Genomic DNA, 16,539 nt, shown 5'->3' on the forward strand with positions numbered 1-16,539 from the left:
TCAAACCTCGGCTAGCCATCTTCACCACCAGCCTTCGACGTGAAGATTCTTAGTTTTTCTTCTATCACTTTTGGATTTAAGCCCGAAAGAATACCCTCAATGCCGATAATCACCATTTCATAGGCATAGTTTTGGAGAATTAGCTTTCGTTTAAGCTTCTTGCCAACGGGAATGCCCCAAATATTGGCGAATCCTACTCCGTATAGAGTCGCAACGAATGCCACAGATATACCAGGCCCGATAAGCTCTGGTTGATCGAGAACATTCATAACCTTCATCAAACCAATAACAGCACCCAAAATACCAACCGTTGGAGCCAAGGCACCAAAATCTTCCCAGAACTTGACAAAAACTTCACCCTCTTCCATGGCAAAGTGAGCTTGGGTTTCTAGGGTCTCAGTCAAAACATGAGGGTCCGTACCATCCACCGCCATCTTCACCGCGTTTTTTAAAGGATCAAACGTAATACCATCGCGCTTTTTCTCCAGGGCTAGAATGGACTCTTTTCGAGCCACCTGAGCTAGGTCAAGGATTTGCTCTAAAATAGCATCCCGGTCCGCTTCAGGATTTTTGAGCCAGGTGCCGATAGCTTTGAAGGCATTGATAAAGTCGGGTAAGGGATAAGCGACCAATAACGCCCCAAAGGTGCCACCAATTACAATAAACACAGATGGTGGGTTGATTGCAATTTGTGGAATGAGGTCAGTCGCATGCTTAGCAACCATGCCAGCGATAATCATGCCGAGTGCGACAATGGGCCCCAAGAGGCTCGATAGATCCATTGGATAACCTCATCCAAAGTGTATAAACACGCATCCCAGGTTCTATTATATCTGTCTCGCCGGAAGCCTAGCAGGTAATTACTGCCTAAGATGCCTATCAAGCCTCGCGATGATTTTCCGATCGAATTGACAGAACCGCTGAAGGGTCGTCATGAAGGCAAAAAGAATCTACTGGCTCATCGAAGCCAGGCATATGAACGAACAACATGAAGCAAAGATCAAGCTTCTAAAAAATAATCATATTGTTCCCATTATCCTTCATGACTTCGACTCCCTGTTCGAGCAATACAATCATAGGCGGACGAGCGTCGTGATCATTGGGGATGAGTTCAATGACAACGACCTATATTCTGGCTTTCAGCATATACTCGACCAACCAGAGCTAGCAGGTACCCGATTTATTGTTTCCTTATCACGATCAGACAACGATCTCGTCCACAAAGCAGTCCAACTTGGCTTTCGTGATATTCTCCCTTTAGATTTGCAAGATAAAGCTTGGCTCCAACGATTTGATTTTGCCAGTTCCGGTACGGGTGCGACCTTTGCTCAACCAGTTCCTCAGATGACTCTCAGAAATATTTGTGCTGTGAATATCCCTGCTCGCATGGTTTGGATCGGTGCAGACCATATACGTTTAGAAACTCGCATGAAAATTGACCCCGGCTCAAAGTTTAAACTCATGGGCGGTCTAGCGGAGTACTTAGGCACCAAGTGGCTAACCCTTACGGTGGTAGAACACCAGCGCACCAACCTACGCTATCGTTTCTCTGACGCCTACATTTGCCATTGGAGTTTGCCTGAGGCCCTCAAGACGAAACGAAAAGACCTTCTTGAGGGTCTATTTTATCAAAAAACCAAAGTACCTCATAAAGCTTATGTTGCGATCAGTACTTACGACATTCGCAATCAGCTGATTTCCCGACTCAAGTCACCTCAAATTGATATAAACGTCGCGCTCCATAAAAACAGCATGGCTGAAGAACCTCGATTTTTGAATCCAGATATCGTATTCATCGAGGAAAAGTTGACCAAAGGAGCCAACAAAGAGCTTTTCAACACTATGATGAAGCATATTCGGGACGATGCTCCAATCTATATCGTAGGACGAAATATCGATCAAACCTACTACAGTTACTGGGAAGAGCAAAGGCAACAGGAATTCATCTATATGACTCGCTTTACCCAAAATTTCTCGGCGATCGTGCACCGCAAGTTAGAGAAACTAAATCACGACTCTGAAACTGCCACAACATTCTACATTCGAAAAGATCATGCTCTATCCTTTGCTGAAATCAATTTATCCGCTCGTTTGGTAAAGATTCACCCAGAATCAGTCGAGCTAGCTGTTCCCTATGAAATAAGCAACTATGGGATCTTAGGAATTGAGTCACCATTACTACGAAAAGTTTTATCGCGAGCGATCTATGCTAAAGTCACAGCAGCGTTTCACCATGACGACCCAGACATTAGAAACTTCCCTTACCGAGTGCATGGCTATCTATCAGACTTGCTTAACCAGGATCGAGTAGCACTCGCTGAACATGTTGTGAGGCTCTTTGGGGAGCACATGAAACGTCAGGTTGAAAATCTCAAGGTAGCCCCCCTTAAATTCGAAGAGCAGCGCACCCCGGCGCCTCAAGCTGAAGACAGCGATATCATTATTTCTCCACCAACAGATGTTCCCGAGGAAGTTAGTCTCAAGGAAGATGATGTTCCCATTCTCTACCGGCCAAAACCCAAAGACACCCGATCTGGATATCAAAAGTTTGTCGATGGCTTTAAGAAGTATGGCCGGGATTTGAGAGTCTTAGCCATTGCTATTCTCATCCTTTTAGCATTCTACGCATTCGTCTTCTACGCCCGCCCCCCTGTGACCGAACAAGGCCGAGTTTACTCCGAGCAGCTACTCAAGTTTCAGCAACGTTTCCAGCAAGATCGCTGAGATTTAGAAACAACAATAAATTCCTGTTATTATTACTATTATATGCTACACGCCACGATTCAAAAATCTGTAGAAAAACCTGACAGCTCACTATGTCCCGTACAGCCCGATAGCCAAAAAGAGTTCTAATCTGCAACAATCTTAGGATCTTACGTTTTGGTACGAATGGCCTCCGCCTTGCATTTTGTTTAAGGTACCAGACCCAAGTCTGTTGATCCCGAAGTCGAGCGGAAATTTGTAGAAGTGGAGCCCGTTACAATGCAACGATTAGTCTTTTTACTCTTTAGCTTGTTCGCTAGCGAAATGGTGCTAGCCCAGCGACCGATAGTTCCTCTGAACTATTCAAGTCGCTACGTCCCCATGCTGGATGAATCTCTACGAGACCCCATGCTGGTTAAAAACTTGGTGCGCGACGACCTTGGCTTCGAGCACATCATGCAAGATATCAATCTTCAAAGACAAGAACTTCCTACTGCGAGGGGCCTGAGACGCCTAGAGCTGCTGGAAAGCCTTTATCTAAAGTATCAAAATTTATCCTACTTTCTGATTGATGTAAAAGAAGGCAGAACAACAGTCACAGCTAACTACAGCCCTATCGACTCAAAGATTACAAATGTCCAAAAAAATGCAAACTACTATGCTGTTGAACTAGCTCGGTTTACCAAGAGCAATACCCAAAGAGCACGAGCTTTCTATCATCTCTACACGAATAGGTACCTCACAAGCAGTGCTAAAGGATCATCGGTACGCTCCCTTAAGAAAGTTCAAAACCATTTGAATGGCTACCTCAAGCGTCGCGTGACCTTCCTAGAAGGTATGTATATGGCTGAGTACAAGAACCCTGATAAGGGTATCAAACTCATCCGGAGTGTGATCGGCTCAATGCCTGTGCGTGGTGGTATTTCAGGACGACTGGTCATTGCTAAGAAGCTGGCCGGACTAAACCTTCGGGGCAGACGGGTCCGTAAGACAGATTCTTCATACCGAAAGTACTTAGCAGCCGCTGCTTATCGCTCGCGAAACTTAGGCCGCAAAGAAAAAAGCGCCGTTTTTTCTTATACTCTTGGCGTCTGGCGCAGTGCTGAGGGACGAAACGCATCTTGGGCATCATACCCATTTAAAATCAGCCACTTCTCGGATTTACCTGAAAGTTACGGCATGATCGAGCGAATTGCCATCAGTGATATGAAGTCGAAAGACTATAGAAAAGCGATTTCTAAGTATAGTGTGCTTTCAAACAAGTTAGCTGGTAGCCCATATGTTGAAAAAATCGACATGAGAATTATTAATCTCTATGAGAAGCGCTATAGCCACCACAAGACAGGCATAGCAATGCAGAAGATCCTTGCTCAGTACCAAACAAAGTATAGCAAGCAAGAAAGCTCAAAGAATTACCGAACCATTCGCGCGAAGCACGCTCAGCTGATCAATCGCGAGCTTGCCAAAGGACTTCGTACCAAGACCACTGCCAATGTTCGTAACGCTGCCATCGCTGCGGCCTACCGATATCTCCAGAAATTTGCTTCCGATGGTGAAAAAATCACAATCGAATCAAAGATCGCAAAGATCTATGCCAGGGCTGGCCAGCATCAAAAGGCTGTGAAAATCTATATGGCACTGAAAGATAAGGCTTCAGGTAAGCAATCCTTTAATTTCCTAAATCTAGCCATTGCATCCCAGAGAACTCTTGCTCACTGGCCGGCCGCTGCACCTTGGAATGGCATAAACAAGGCTCGTCCACAGAACCGGACAACGCTCCTGGCTATGATGGAACTAAAATACCAAAGCACCCAAGCTTGGGCCGACCTAGCTCATATTGGTCTTCTTAAAATCAACCTCAATCGTGGTCCGGAAGCCTTCAGTGACTGGCTGGCAAAAATCAAAACCAATCCAAAAGGTCGACATCCCCAGCTTGCTACCGGTTTTATGGCGCTGGCGTACAAAGGTGCAAAACAGTGGCAGTCTTTGGAAGATCTTTCACGCCTTGCCATGGAACTCCGTATTACACCTAAATTTAAGGGCAAGACTTATAGTGCCTACATCCTGCTTGCTGACGCTCTATTCTTCGGCGGTAAGGAGCTTTTTGCAAAGAACGATTGGCAAAATGCCATTGCTAAGCTCAAAGAATTCACCGATATTTATGTGAAAGATCGCCGTCGAGCAGAAGGCTTCTTCGTGCTAGCACAAGCCTACCATAATAATGCAAATCACCCTGAGTCTATCGAAACATTGATGACTTTGGTGAATACTTACCCTAATAATAGCATGGAGCAACAAGCTCTCTTGTTTGGTGGCGAGTGGTCGATACCAATGGCTTATGAAGAACAGACAATCTTTTTCTACCAACGATTCGTCAACAAATATCCTCACAACCGGAAGACTCTAGAGGTGCGTCGCATTCTAGCTGATCTTTATATTGGTCGCGAAATCTACGGCTATGCGGCTCGCATCTACCAGGATCAGAGCAAGGATAATCGAGTTCCACCTGAGGAGCGCTTGAGGGCAGCCTTAGCCGTTATGGACATTGAAGCTCGCCATGGTGAAGTTCGCCATGCTAAATGGGGAGCGCGACAAGTCAAGAAAATGGGATCTCATGATCACGATGCCATGGCCACAGTCTACTCATTTGAGACTAAGATCGCTGCCAGAGGAAATAACTTAAAAGAAGTTCGACGACTGGAAAGCAAGATCAATCGACTTTCTCTCAACCAGCGGTCTGTACGTGAGGCATTAGCACAGGCTCGCTTGATCCTCGCACAAGCGGATAGCAAGCGAACAAAGGCAGAGTTCTTCAACCTAGGTTTAACAGATCCTCAGAAGGTCTTGGACAAGCAATATGCTTTATTCTCTGATGTGAAGAAAAAGTTCGACGCAGTTTGTGAAATCGGAGAATCCAGCTTCTGCGCACCTGCAATGATGATTCTCTCTGAAACAACTAAGAATACCTTAACAGCCATTGAAGATATTTCGATTCCACAGACGCTCGATGAAAGCATCGTCAGCAAGTTTGAGGAACGAAAGCTTGGCATTATCGCTTACCTTGACAAAGTATCCCGTGAAGCTGATGCCCAGGCCCTTGGAATTACCGAGGAAGGCCAAACAACCCCTGATTGGTCTCGGGAAGTTCAATGGACAAACGACGAACAACTTGAATTTGACCAGACAAATAGTACAGCAGGAAACGGCTTTGTGCAGTGGTCTCCTGTGATGGAAAAAGCTTCTGACGACTTCGGAGCAGATGTAGGAGACTCATCATGGTAATCAAAGCGTTTGCTTTCGCTATTTTTTCTATTAGCTTCTTAACTAGCTGTGTCACAAGCTCAGGTGATCAAGAAACTGAGCAAGGTTCCGCTGATATACATGTTCATCAAACCAGCGGCCAGGATATCTTGAGCGAACTGAATCGCGATCAGTGGATCAATATTCGAAAGACCAGCAACAGTGATCAGATGAAGCTTTATTCGTCTCTAGGGACCCGCGAGTGGGATGTTGCCATCAACGATGCGAGAGCTTACCTAGAAAACCACCCGAAGGATATGGTTGCTCTTCAGGTGCTATCTATTGGATTGGCAATGAAGCAAAACTTTAGCCTTTCGGCCTACTACAGCCGACTCATTGAAAAGTATCATCCTGGGCAACTAGAAACCGCCAACATCCAGGGACTCGCTATTTTAAACCAACCAGGAGCTACCTTCGCGGATTTTCGCCGGGCCATGGTTAAGTTTGAGGAAGCCTTCGAAGGCAATAACCGCGAAGTGGCAAGCGGCTTAAATCTCGGTCACCTTCACCTTGAAATGGGTAATGGTGCCGCTGCCCGTGACGTGTTCAAAATTGTCCAGAATCGATGTGGTAACTGCACCGCTGCCTTGCTTGGCTTCGGTGTAGCCTCCAGCCGAATCAAGGACTACGAAGAATCAAAAGAAGCCTTCGAAACCATCTTAGATCGTGACCCCGATAATCTGCAGGCGAAGTACTACATAGCTATTATCGAGAACTATGGTTTTCAAAAGAAGGAAAAAGCCGTCAAAATTTTGGCTGATGTGGTGGATGATAAATCTACCAATGACCTGGATATCAAGCGTCGAGCTAACTTTTTGATGCGACGTCTCGAAGCTCAAATATACTCTGAAAAGAAACTGAGAGAGATCAATCTTGATCATGATGAAGACGCCAAGGACTCCGCTATTGTCTTCCAGGACGAGGACGAAGAAGCTTCTGGAACTGCTGAGCAGGAAGATATCAGTCCTTCTGGAATTCAATCTGGCGGCCAGAGTGACTCCATCATGCCAGCCAATGACTCTGGTTTGGAGGATGACCTGGATCTCTAATCCTAGGCAATCAGTGGCCTTCCTAGGCCGCTTTCCGATGATCTCATTCAGTGATATAATTTTATCATTAACCCAACCACCACACCTGGGTCGCTATGAAGTATCCTTACCTTCTGAGCCTTGTCCTTGCCTTAGTTAGCTGCAAGAAACCCGTTAAGATAAGTACAACTGCGTATATCATCGGAACCAACGATATCACCACTTTCGAACCTATGGCAGAGAGTCTGCCCTTTGAAGGCTTATCACACAGCTCTGCTCTCATCACTGTCCCCATGGACAACGGTCAACTCAAATTCTGTTCTGGTTCTCTCATAGAAGGGGAAACCCCTCAAAGTGCTCCCCGTGTGATTACCAATCATCACTGCTTCACTCAGGACATTGAAGAGAAAACCCAAGCTTCAACCGGTCTAGTTGAAAATCATTGCAAGGGAGCAAAGGTATTTCTTGGCTTTCTAAAAGCTGATATCGAAAATAAAGAGGTACGACGATGTCGCCTAGGGTCTTTTCGCAGCGACTCTATCCTCGACCTAGCCACCTTCGAGCTGGACCAAACTCCTGATCAACGATTTTCACCACTAACCCTTGCTGATCCCAGTCAGTTAGAAAGTCGCGAAGGTGCTGTAATCATCCACTACCCGAAGATAGACGAGAGTGATCCAGAGCTAAAAAGTAAGGTTCATATGGATTTGGACACACAAATTCCACTTCCTTTCGCCCAGATTACCTCTCGCGACTGCCACACCCTAGGCCCATTTCCACCGGAAGAATGGGCTCTAGACCTAAGCCTTGGATTTGGTATTAAACATAGCTGCGACCAACTCAAGGGCAGTAGTGGCTCGGCACTGATCAATCGTACGACAGGTCATCTGCTCGGGGTAAACTGGGGTGGCATTAAGATTGGCTATGGCGGTGATCGTGGTGAAATGGTTGTAAACGTCGCCACTGCAAGTCCCTATGTTGCAATGTTTCTGGAGGGTGATGTAGATGAGGTTAAGAAAGAAGTTGATGCGATTGCTCAGAATCCACCCAAACCTTCGAGTGATCCAAGTCGCTGCGGCTCCATTAGCGCTTCTGCCCCAATGCCAGGATTCTGGCTCCTAGCTCTAAGCCCCTGTTTGATTCTCGCCTTGAGAAAGGACACATTATCTTGAACTTGAAGTACTCAACCTTCTGCTTACTACTGAGCATATCGCTATTTGCCTCCTCAGCCAGCATTGCCAAGGGCTTTGGCCACTATGCCCTCTTAGGAGAAATCTTGGAGGCTCAGTCGCAGATTTTGAACAAGTCGTATAAGGGTGCTGCTAAGACTCTTTGGGGCCTAAAACCGAAACCAACTGAATTTCAAAGATTAACGAAGTCCCTGCAAAAGGACAATTCACTGAACCTATCTTGGGTAAGCCCTTTAGTATTACCGACTATTCCTAAGTGCGTTGAAGTTGTGTCAATTCGCTGCCACATTACGAACGAAGTTGTGATGAGCCTGAAAACGGACACTTGGACATCTACCATGGAACTATTCGAGCGCCTTCATCAAAACAACCATCCCATACTGACTGAGATAAACATGGGTACTCTCTACTCTGGATTGCTCGTCAAGCATCGTAACTTTCGCCGCTCTTTGCTCGTCCTATTTCCATTGATACAAAAGGAAAAGGCTTTAGCCATACCCTACGAGTTGATCCAACAGCTTTACAACCATTCCGACCGATCCGACGGTAAAGTGGCAATCAAAAACCTGTAGAATCTAGCTAGATGATTTTACCTTCCTAATTGTTTGCGATTCCTCTAGACTGGACTGTCAATGAACACAGTTTAGTTTGAATCTCTGGGAATTGAAATTTATGAGCGCTCGACTCTCTTTTACAGAAGTCCTTAGTCAGAAAATAGCCTTACTATTCGATGGTGCTACCGGTACTGAACTATATAATCGCGGTCTGTTTATCAACCGCTGCTTTGAAGAAGCTAACCTCAGCAATCCAAACCTTATCCGAGAGCTTCACGAAGACTATGTGAAAGCCGGGGCTCAGGTTTTATCGACCAATAGTTGGGGAGCTAACTCCTTTAAACTACGGACTCACAACCTTCACGACAAAACCTATGAAATCAACAAGAAGGCTGCGAGTATAGCCCGCGAGGCCATAGGCCCTGATGGATATGTAGCTGGCTCAGTAGGGCCGTTAGGTGTGCGAATTGAGCCCTGGGGTCCAACATCTTTCGAAGAGGCAAAGAACTCCTTCAAAGAGCAGATCAAAGGGCTGGTCGATGGTGGCGTTGATGTGATTAGTTTGGAAACTTTCGGTGATATCTCAGAATTACAGCAGGCAATCCTCGCCTCGCGAGAGTTAAACCCGAAGATGCCTGTGATTGCCATGATCACCATTAACCCAGAAGGTCAAATGCCGGTGGGTACTCCGGCGGAGTGGGCCATAAAGAAGATTACAGAATGGGGCGTGGATGCCTTGGGCTTTAATTGCTCTGTGGGCCCTCAACCAATCATGTCCGCTGTTAAGAAGATTCAAAATACAACACGCTGCCCTATTGTAGTGCAGCCTAATGCAGGCCTTCCCAAACAGGTAGACGGCCGCACAATCTACATGTGCACCCCGGAATATATGGCTGAGTTCACCAAGCACTTTCTTGAGGCTGGTGTCCAATTTGTTGGTGGGTGCTGTGGAACATCACCTCAGCATATCAAAAGCATGGCTCAGGCCTTCCGCCACCAGAAGGCGATGCGACACTCAGAAGGAGATCTGTCACCAGAGTTTTCAAGCATCGAACACACTAGCTCTGGGGATATCTGTGCCGAAGGCTGTGAACGGGTTCCTCTAGAGAAAAAATCCAAGTGGGCCCAAAAAATCGCCAATGGTCAGATGGTATCCAGCGTCGAGTTACTGCCACCATCGAGCGTCTTGCCAGATAAAATCCTAGAGCGTTCCAAACAGCTAAAAGACGCTGGCGTCGATGCCATCAACATCCCGGACGGCCCTCGTGCTAGCGCCCGTATGAGTGCTATTCTCACGTCGGTGATGATTGAGCAGAAGGTTGGAATTGAAACAGTTCTTCACTACACCTGCCGGGATCGTAACCTTCTAGGCATGCAATCTGATATGATGGGTGCCCATGCCATTGGTTTGCGTAATATGCTTCTTGTCACTGGTGATCCTCCCAAGCTTGGCAACTATCCCGATGCCACCGGCGTCTTTGATATTGATGCCATTGGCCTCACCAATATGGTTCATAGACTGAATGGTGGCCTTGACTTAGGTGGTCGCCCGATTGGAGAACCAACAGCATTAACTATTGGCGTTGGTGTTAATCCTGTGCACCGAGACTTCGACTATGAAATGAAGCGTTTCAAATACAAGGTGGAAGCCGGTGCCGAGTGGGCCATCACCCAACCGGTTTTCGATCTGAGAGCGCTCTATAAGTTTATCGATCATATTGAAAAAGAGAATATCAAGATCCCGATCATCGCTGGGATTTGGCCTCTGCTTAGCTTCCGTAACGCTCAGTTTATGAACAACGAGGTTCCTGGTGTGGTGATTCCCGATGAAATCATGAAGCGGATGGCTGAGCCTCAGTCACCCGAGGACGCTAAAAAAGTGGGAGTTGAGATCGCTCATACCATGGTCGAGGAACTTGGCGATAGCGTTCAAGGCATCCAGGTATCAGCTCCATTCGGACGCGCTGACCTTGCTCTCAAAGTTCTTGGCAAGTAGCCAGACACCCAAAAGGGCGTGGATTACGAGCTATAGCGACAGAATATAGCCAAAGTGTATACCGATTAAGCGGCTATTATGTTATGACCCTCCTCGGAGGGTCTGAAATGAATACTAAGTACCTTAAAAATCAGGGCGAGCCAGAGGCAGTCGAACTGGCTCAAATCCTAAAGAATAGGCAGTGGGATCACTATATTGCAATACCTTGCTGCGGTGAGCATGAGCTACTTCCTGGCACCCTCGACAGTCTTGACGCTATGGAAAAAAGCGGCCACTTGCTTGTATTCTTACTGATCAATGAAGGGCCAGATACAGATCAAACTCTGAAACAAAGCAACCAGCAGACCCTTGCATACCTACAAAACCGATATACACTTGAGCCTTTGAAAACCTCCCCGAGGGCTTACCTTGGGGAAGGACCAAGCTACAGCCTGCTAGTCTTAGATCGCACTGGAGACCATTGTTTTCCCCCGAAGAAGGGAGTGGGTTTAGCTCGTAAGATTGGAGCTGATATCGGACTCGCACTTTTCCAGCAGTCAGTCTTGAAAAGTCCATGGATACATAACACTGATAGTGACGCCAGGCTACCGGTAGACTACCTAAGTCAGCTTCAAAATCAGATTCCTGAAAAAGCCTCGACTGTTCTTCATCGCTACCGTCACGTGCCAAGTAGTAGCCAGGAGCAAACCACCCACTGGCAAGCAGCCATGCATTACGAATCATGGCTAAGATACTACGTCCTTGGTTTACGCTCAGCTGGCTCTCCTTGGGCCTTTCCTACGATCGGTAGCACGATCTCAATTCATGCACCATCCTATGCAGCTGTTCATGGGTTCCCCAAACGTCAGGCCGGAGAAGATTTCTACCTACTCAATAAACTGGCAAAAGTTGGAGAGGTCTATCAAGCCAGGGGCCAACCCGTTATTCTTCAAGATAGGCGCTCCCATCGGGTGCCGTTCGGCACAGGGCAGGGCACACAAAAAATCGAAACCATGCTCCAGGATGGACAGCCCTATATGGTTTATCACCCGGCGAGCTTTATAGCATTGCGATGCTATTTGAATGCCGTGAAAGCTGCCATATTTGAAGGACAATCTTTCAAAGACGGCTTGCAGTGGAGCGGCGATTTATCTCTTGAAAGTGATTCCGAGCTTTTGAATATCACAGAAACCGAGTCTGCCATCAAAGCGGCGAAAACCCGTGCCCGAACTTTGGATGGGGCTTGGAAGCAATTTCATCATTGGTTCGATGCCTTCCGAACTTTGAAGTTTATACATCTCTGGCGAGATAAAAGGTTTGGGGAGTTAAGTTTAAAGGATGCCTTAAGTGCCTCGGACTTTTGGTCGGAGCCGGTAGCTGACCTACCAGCTTTATTGGAAAGACTTCGTCACCATGAAGAGACTGTTATAATTCAACATATGAACTAGTGCTTAGTCACATTGGGTTCTCTGCGTTGTTGTCTTCGTCTCTCAATCGTCGCTGTACGGGAGTACTATCTCCTCATTCATTCCTCGACGCCTAGCCGAGAATCCAATGTGACTAAGCACTAGTCTGAGAAGCCAGCACAGGGAAGACATCACACTATCGATCTGGATTTATGAAATATTAACCTGTAAATTAGACACTTATCGATAGCTCGACTGAAAACCTAAAAAAATTCTATTTTAGGATGGCATCTTCCTCCAAGTTTTTGTTATATAGCCCTTCGGCCGAAAAATTCAGGTCTATTTTTAAAACCCCAAAAATACTCAACGAACAACCATCATGTTGTCCAAACTAGGAGATTTTCATGAAAATCACTGCCATCCTTTTTGCTCAGTTTTTGCTTTCCAGCATCGCATTTAGTTCTGTGGAGGCGCTCTACACTCTTGCCGATGACATGGATGGAGTTTACCGCGCGACTGGCAACGATTATGCCCGCGACAACAACTTCTTAGATGCTGAAGTAATGGACAAGGCTGCATTTAAAAAGCTAGTTGAAGGCCGCACTGTAAGCGAAGTCAGCAGCTATAGCCAACAGAAGAATGCACTCAGTGAGTGTGTTTTCTACACAAAAGGCGCATACACAAATCCAAATCGTCCTGAAACGAACCATATCAGCGTTGCAACTTCCATGAGGCTTGCCGGAAAATTCACATCGATCACTCGTCGCGATGATTCCCTAGTTAAATTGGTTCGCATTGAAGGTAAAGGTCTTCTTGACCTTTTCATCCACTTTACAGCTCCTTGCGCTGTTGCTTTCTATGATGTTGAAGGCAATATTCTTGTAATCCAAGGTAACGGCACAGACTAAACTCTGAGGCTCGCTTGCGAGCCCTCTCTATCTAATATAAGTCAATCCCAATATGAAACACATCATCTAGATCCTGACTATCTCGCACCTTTTTTTGCGATTCAACGATGGCTTGCTTCAGAATTTCTTTGATTTGAATCTTAGTTTTTTCATTGCCACTAAAGGTTGCCGAGAGGTGGAAATCTGCATGACTCGCCTCACCATGACTCAGCTTATGAAGGGTTTCAATTCGCCAATTCCTATGATTATCGATCGATGCTGGATGACTTTCTTCTAAGTGAATGGATCTCTTGAGAACCTTAATCTCACCGCCTTCCCGTGAAATAATTTTCAATTGCTCAAGTTTCTTAAGCTCCTGGCCTAGTAGCTTTTCAGAAATTCTCAGTTTCTTTTGCAGCATCATCACATGAAAACGGAACTTAGGAATTGTAAGCAACATGTGAACACGTGCTGTGAGAGTCGAACTGTAGTAGGTGGCGATATTTTCTTCAGAAAGTGGTGCGCAGACACCCTGAAGCTTGTCAATCACCTTGGAGTGCATCCGTCGACATTCATCGATCTTATTTTTAATATATGTCTTGTGACTGTGGAGACCACTTCGAGACAAATCTCCAAGCAGCAAGAAATAATCCAGCCGCCAATTATAAAGCCCAAGCACCTTTCCGATAGCATAGAGTTGCTCATTGGAGAAATCCGCTCCTAACTTCATCACCCGCGAAAAATAGCTGGTGTGAATACCGGATTCCTGGGCTATCTGTCTCTGGGTACAGTGAGTTTCCTTGACGAAAGCCAAGATGACATCTCGGTAGCAATCATGTTCTAGGATGGTATTCATTTACTAATCGTCAATTTTAAGGCTCATATATATTTATTTTTTAGTATTCAATGGCCCACGGTCAGCCTAAAGTCAAGACTGAACCGAAGGAGGCAGACATGAGGTTATTGAGCATTCTCACTACTTTATTAATCTTAACTTTTGAAACCGCGACAATCGCAAACTCCCTAACTCTTGGTGACGCTATCGATGCCAAGATTGACCGGAGGCAAATCCATAGATACGATTTAAACCGCTTGGCTGAGCAGGAAGGGGGCGGTTGGTCGGGTAACGGCGGCGGGTCCTTAGCTCAAGATAACATTTGGTTTTTGGGCAGTGATCGGACTGTTCGCTACTGCATCGAACGGGCTCCCCAATACCCCATCTCAAGACTAAGGCTAAGAGTTATGGTACGCAAATCCATCGATCAGTGGCTAGGGTTTTTGAATCGCTACCATTTGGGTCAGGCGCAGATCGATCGACTCATCAGCCTCAATGCACCAGCTATGACACTTAAATTCGAACAAGAAGCTTGCCAAGAAACCACAGATTTAGTGTTTCTCTTTGGAGTCTCCAACCAGCTAATCGATAGCTACCGGTATCTCCAATCTGAAGATGGGCTAGGGCTGGCCATACGCCGAAGCTACAATCATGAGACACGCTGGAATCCCGGCTATATCTGGATCGATAGCTTTAGCACTCAAGCTGAGAAAGTTCATCATCTACTCCTTCACGAACTAGGTCATGTATTTGGCCTAAAGCATGACTCCGTATTCGTTATGGGGAATCACATCGATGCCCGATTGCGATCAGATTACTTTGATGGCCCTTACTTTGGCAGAATTGAGTCAGAAGCTTGGCCCTTTGATCTTCGTATGAACGAAGAACGGATCTTATCATCAAGCCTAGGTATCAAAGAACATATTCTTCCTTTTAGAGAATGCGATGTCTGGTCTATTTCAAGTCAATCCATTCCTAAGGTACTACGGGATACCCTTCACCTTCAGCCTCAAAGCTGCTACAAAATTACGCTTAGAAAAACGGATCGCCAAGACCAACTCCACAGTTTCAAGCTTGCGTTTATCAACCAAACATCAAATAAGAGACTAGAGTTTTCTGGTAGCTTTACAGATACCAAGGTCGAGACGGGCCACCCAGGACCTGGGGTATACAGTCATTGGGCCGCTAGCTCTGCTGCAAAGGCCTTTGAAGGAGATGTTTGGGCTTACGTACCTTTTACGAAAGGTCTTCAACAACGGCGGAAGAATGGTTGCTTTATAGTTAGCACACAGCAGTGCATTCCAGCCAGTATCAACTTTTCTAGGGGATTGAGCCTGGATATGTTCGATGGGAAAAGCCAGTGGTGGAGCTTAAATACCCCAGAGCTGCGGCTCCTAGAGGCAAAAAAGCAGGCTCCATTTTAAGCCGACTCCAGCCCTGACCTAGAAATCAAAACGATAGATAGTAAGGGTTATCTCCCCTCACTGTTCGGTTTGTCGAGCCATCCACAGCTAAACAAGAACCATCGCGGATACTAAGGATGCCAGCGTAGCGCTGGCTGTCGATATCAATGAAACATAAGGTGCGAGAAATTGTGCGTTCAATATCAATGGCCTTACTTCGATCAAAGGTAAATTTAAAATTATTGTTATCCTGTAGAAGACTCACATTGGAACCTGTTGTTTTTAAGTTACCCACACCATCGGAAAAAACACACTCTCCAGACGAAGGTCGATACGCTCCCAAAAAGAGAAATCCAATATAGTCTCCAAGACAAAGGTATTCCTGCCGCTGTCCATCTATCATAAAGGCTTTTGCCAGTTCACTGGTAGGTATCTCGATCGGCTTTTTTTCAGGACCAGGTTCTGGATCGGGATCGGGATCGGGATCGGGATCGGGATCGGGATCGGGATCGGGATCGGGATCGGGATCGGGATCGGGATCGGGACCGGGATCATCAGGGTTGCTTGCCCCCACTTCCTCGTAGAGTGTCACGACCATGCCATTGACGATGATTGGTGGACCCTGCGAAATAATCTCTAGGCGATACAGCTCGCCTTCACTTTCAATTTTGAAGGGAATCTTTTCAAGCTTCAGAGGACCAATTGGGACTGTAATCGCGGTATTAACTTCTTGTACCTTCTTTCGTTGGCTGCCTGTGAGCTGATAGATATTGAGTCTATGGTCTAATTGTCCTCGCTCATCAAAGAAAGCAAAGCCTACGTCGTAGTCGCCCGGAGGGAGGCCGTCTAGCTCGATACCAAGCTTCGTGCAAGCACAAAGGATATCCTGGGTAAGTGAATGGTAGAAAACATCCAAGTTGCCATTACGTGCCACATAGTTGAGGCCGCATGAGCTGCTTAGCGTGACATTGAGTGGATTATAGTTAAAGGCATCTTCAAAAACCCTAGAGTCTTTTTTAAGAGTGCGGCTAGATCCCTGCCAAGGGTACCAGAAAGTTTGAACATCTGTTTCCAGGGTTCCAAAGTCGATTTCCAAGCGAATCTTTGGAACTAGCTCTCCATGTGCTACAGAGCAGAGAAGAAGGAGTATCAGGCCCATGGCAGTGAGTCTCATTTTTTACCCTTTCAGTCGAGTTATCACCAGACTACCAATGTCATAGAGCTTGCTACGATTGATGCTTTTGAAATTGATTCAGTG

At 46.2% G+C, this 16,539-nt stretch carries 12 protein-coding genes; 9 read left to right on the forward strand and 3 right to left on the reverse strand.

The genetic code is table 11. From position 1 onward, the window contains the following. Positions 1–11 precede the first annotated feature (11 nt). Positions 12–782 (reverse strand): motility protein A, encoded by a 771-nt coding sequence (locus tag B9N89_RS14140; protein WP_132320669.1) that lies wholly within the window; start codon positions 780–782, stop codon positions 12–14. Between the two features lie 151 nt (positions 783–933). Here B9N89_RS14140 and B9N89_RS14145 point away from each other — a divergent pair, with 151 nt between their 5' ends. From B9N89_RS14145 to B9N89_RS14180, 8 genes are all read left to right on the forward strand, one after another. Then, positions 934–2,724: a hypothetical protein gene (locus B9N89_RS14145; RefSeq protein WP_132320671.1), complete on the forward strand. Its 1,791-nt coding sequence runs from the start codon at positions 934–936 to the stop codon at positions 2,722–2,724. A 258-nt stretch (positions 2,725–2,982) separates the two neighbouring features. Continuing rightward, a complete protein-coding gene (locus tag B9N89_RS14150; RefSeq protein WP_132320673.1) occupies positions 2,983–5,985 on the forward strand; it encodes a tetratricopeptide repeat protein in 3,003 nt (1,000 codons plus the stop codon). Continuing rightward, positions 5,979–7,052 carry a tetratricopeptide repeat protein gene (locus B9N89_RS14155; RefSeq protein WP_132320675.1) on the forward strand — a complete coding sequence of 358 codons (1,074 nt, stop codon included), beginning with the start codon at positions 5,979–5,981 and terminating at the stop codon, positions 7,050–7,052. Before B9N89_RS14150 ends, B9N89_RS14155 begins: the two co-directional genes overlap by 7 nt. Before the next feature lie 95 nt (positions 7,053–7,147). Beyond that, positions 7,148–8,203 carry a trypsin-like peptidase domain-containing protein gene (locus tag B9N89_RS14160; protein ID WP_132320677.1) on the forward strand — a complete coding sequence of 352 codons (1,056 nt, stop codon included), beginning with the start codon at positions 7,148–7,150 and terminating at the stop codon, positions 8,201–8,203. Beyond that, on the forward strand, positions 8,200–8,793 hold the full coding sequence (locus B9N89_RS14165) for a hypothetical protein (RefSeq protein WP_132320679.1): 594 nt from the start codon (positions 8,200–8,202) through the stop codon (positions 8,791–8,793). Before B9N89_RS14160 ends, B9N89_RS14165 begins: the two co-directional genes overlap by 4 nt. A 100-nt stretch (positions 8,794–8,893) precedes the next feature. After that, positions 8,894–10,771 (forward strand): bifunctional homocysteine S-methyltransferase/methylenetetrahydrofolate reductase, encoded by a 1,878-nt coding sequence (locus tag B9N89_RS14170; RefSeq protein ID WP_132320681.1) that lies wholly within the window; start codon positions 8,894–8,896, stop codon positions 10,769–10,771. A gap of 107 nt (positions 10,772–10,878) precedes the next feature. After that, positions 10,879–12,198, forward strand: coding sequence for a hypothetical protein (locus tag B9N89_RS14175; protein WP_132320683.1), 1,320 nt, complete (start codon positions 10,879–10,881; stop codon positions 12,196–12,198). A 362-nt stretch (positions 12,199–12,560) separates the two neighbouring features. Further along, positions 12,561–13,064: a hypothetical protein gene (locus B9N89_RS14180; RefSeq protein WP_132320686.1), complete on the forward strand. Its 504-nt coding sequence runs from the start codon at positions 12,561–12,563 to the stop codon at positions 13,062–13,064. A 31-nt stretch (positions 13,065–13,095) separates the two neighbouring features. On the opposite strand, the gene B9N89_RS14185 is transcribed toward B9N89_RS14180, so the two are convergent. Further along, the gene (locus B9N89_RS14185; protein WP_132320688.1) at positions 13,096–13,899 is read right to left on the reverse strand and encodes a DUF4423 domain-containing protein; all 804 of its coding nucleotides are present in this window, start codon (positions 13,897–13,899) and stop codon (positions 13,096–13,098) included. A 98-nt stretch (positions 13,900–13,997) separates the two neighbouring features. Here B9N89_RS14185 and B9N89_RS14190 point away from each other — a divergent pair, with 98 nt between their 5' ends. Continuing rightward, positions 13,998–15,302: a hypothetical protein gene (locus B9N89_RS14190; protein WP_132320690.1), complete on the forward strand. Its 1,305-nt coding sequence runs from the start codon at positions 13,998–14,000 to the stop codon at positions 15,300–15,302. 25 nt (positions 15,303–15,327) lie between these two features. Here B9N89_RS14190 and B9N89_RS31715 read toward each other — a convergent pair whose 3' ends face one another. Beyond that, entirely contained in the window at positions 15,328–16,455 is a 1,128-nt protein-coding gene (locus B9N89_RS31715; protein WP_200820721.1) for a hypothetical protein, read from the reverse strand. Positions 16,456–16,539 lie beyond the last annotated feature (84 nt).

Source organism: Pseudobacteriovorax antillogorgiicola (assembly GCF_900177345.1).
In the GTDB taxonomy this organism is placed as follows: Bacteria; Bdellovibrionota_B; Oligoflexia; order Oligoflexales; family Oligoflexaceae; genus Pseudobacteriovorax; species Pseudobacteriovorax antillogorgiicola.

Excerpts from the sequence above, each read along its gene's own strand:
- B9N89_RS14140 (WP_132320669.1), bottom strand. The coding sequence starts at position 782 with ATGGATCTATCGAGCCTCTTGGGGCCCATTGTCGCACTCGGCATGATT.
- B9N89_RS14145 (WP_132320671.1), top strand. The coding sequence starts at position 934 with ATGAAGGCAAAAAGAATCTACTGGCTCATCGAAGCCAGGCATATGAAC.
- B9N89_RS14150 (WP_132320673.1), top strand. The coding sequence starts at position 2,983 with ATGCAACGATTAGTCTTTTTACTCTTTAGCTTGTTCGCTAGCGAAATG.
- B9N89_RS14155 (WP_132320675.1), top strand. The coding sequence starts at position 5,979 with ATGGTAATCAAAGCGTTTGCTTTCGCTATTTTTTCTATTAGCTTCTTA.
- B9N89_RS14160 (WP_132320677.1), top strand. The coding sequence starts at position 7,148 with ATGAAGTATCCTTACCTTCTGAGCCTTGTCCTTGCCTTAGTTAGCTGC.
- B9N89_RS14170 (WP_132320681.1), top strand. The coding sequence starts at position 8,894 with ATGAGCGCTCGACTCTCTTTTACAGAAGTCCTTAGTCAGAAAATAGCC.
- B9N89_RS14175 (WP_132320683.1), top strand. The coding sequence starts at position 10,879 with ATGAATACTAAGTACCTTAAAAATCAGGGCGAGCCAGAGGCAGTCGAA.
- B9N89_RS14180 (WP_132320686.1), top strand. The coding sequence starts at position 12,561 with ATGAAAATCACTGCCATCCTTTTTGCTCAGTTTTTGCTTTCCAGCATC.
- B9N89_RS14185 (WP_132320688.1), bottom strand. The coding sequence starts at position 13,899 with ATGAATACCATCCTAGAACATGATTGCTACCGAGATGTCATCTTGGCT.
- B9N89_RS14190 (WP_132320690.1), top strand. The coding sequence starts at position 13,998 with ATGAGGTTATTGAGCATTCTCACTACTTTATTAATCTTAACTTTTGAA.
- B9N89_RS31715 (WP_200820721.1), bottom strand. The coding sequence starts at position 16,455 with ATGAGACTCACTGCCATGGGCCTGATACTCCTTCTTCTCTGCTCTGTA.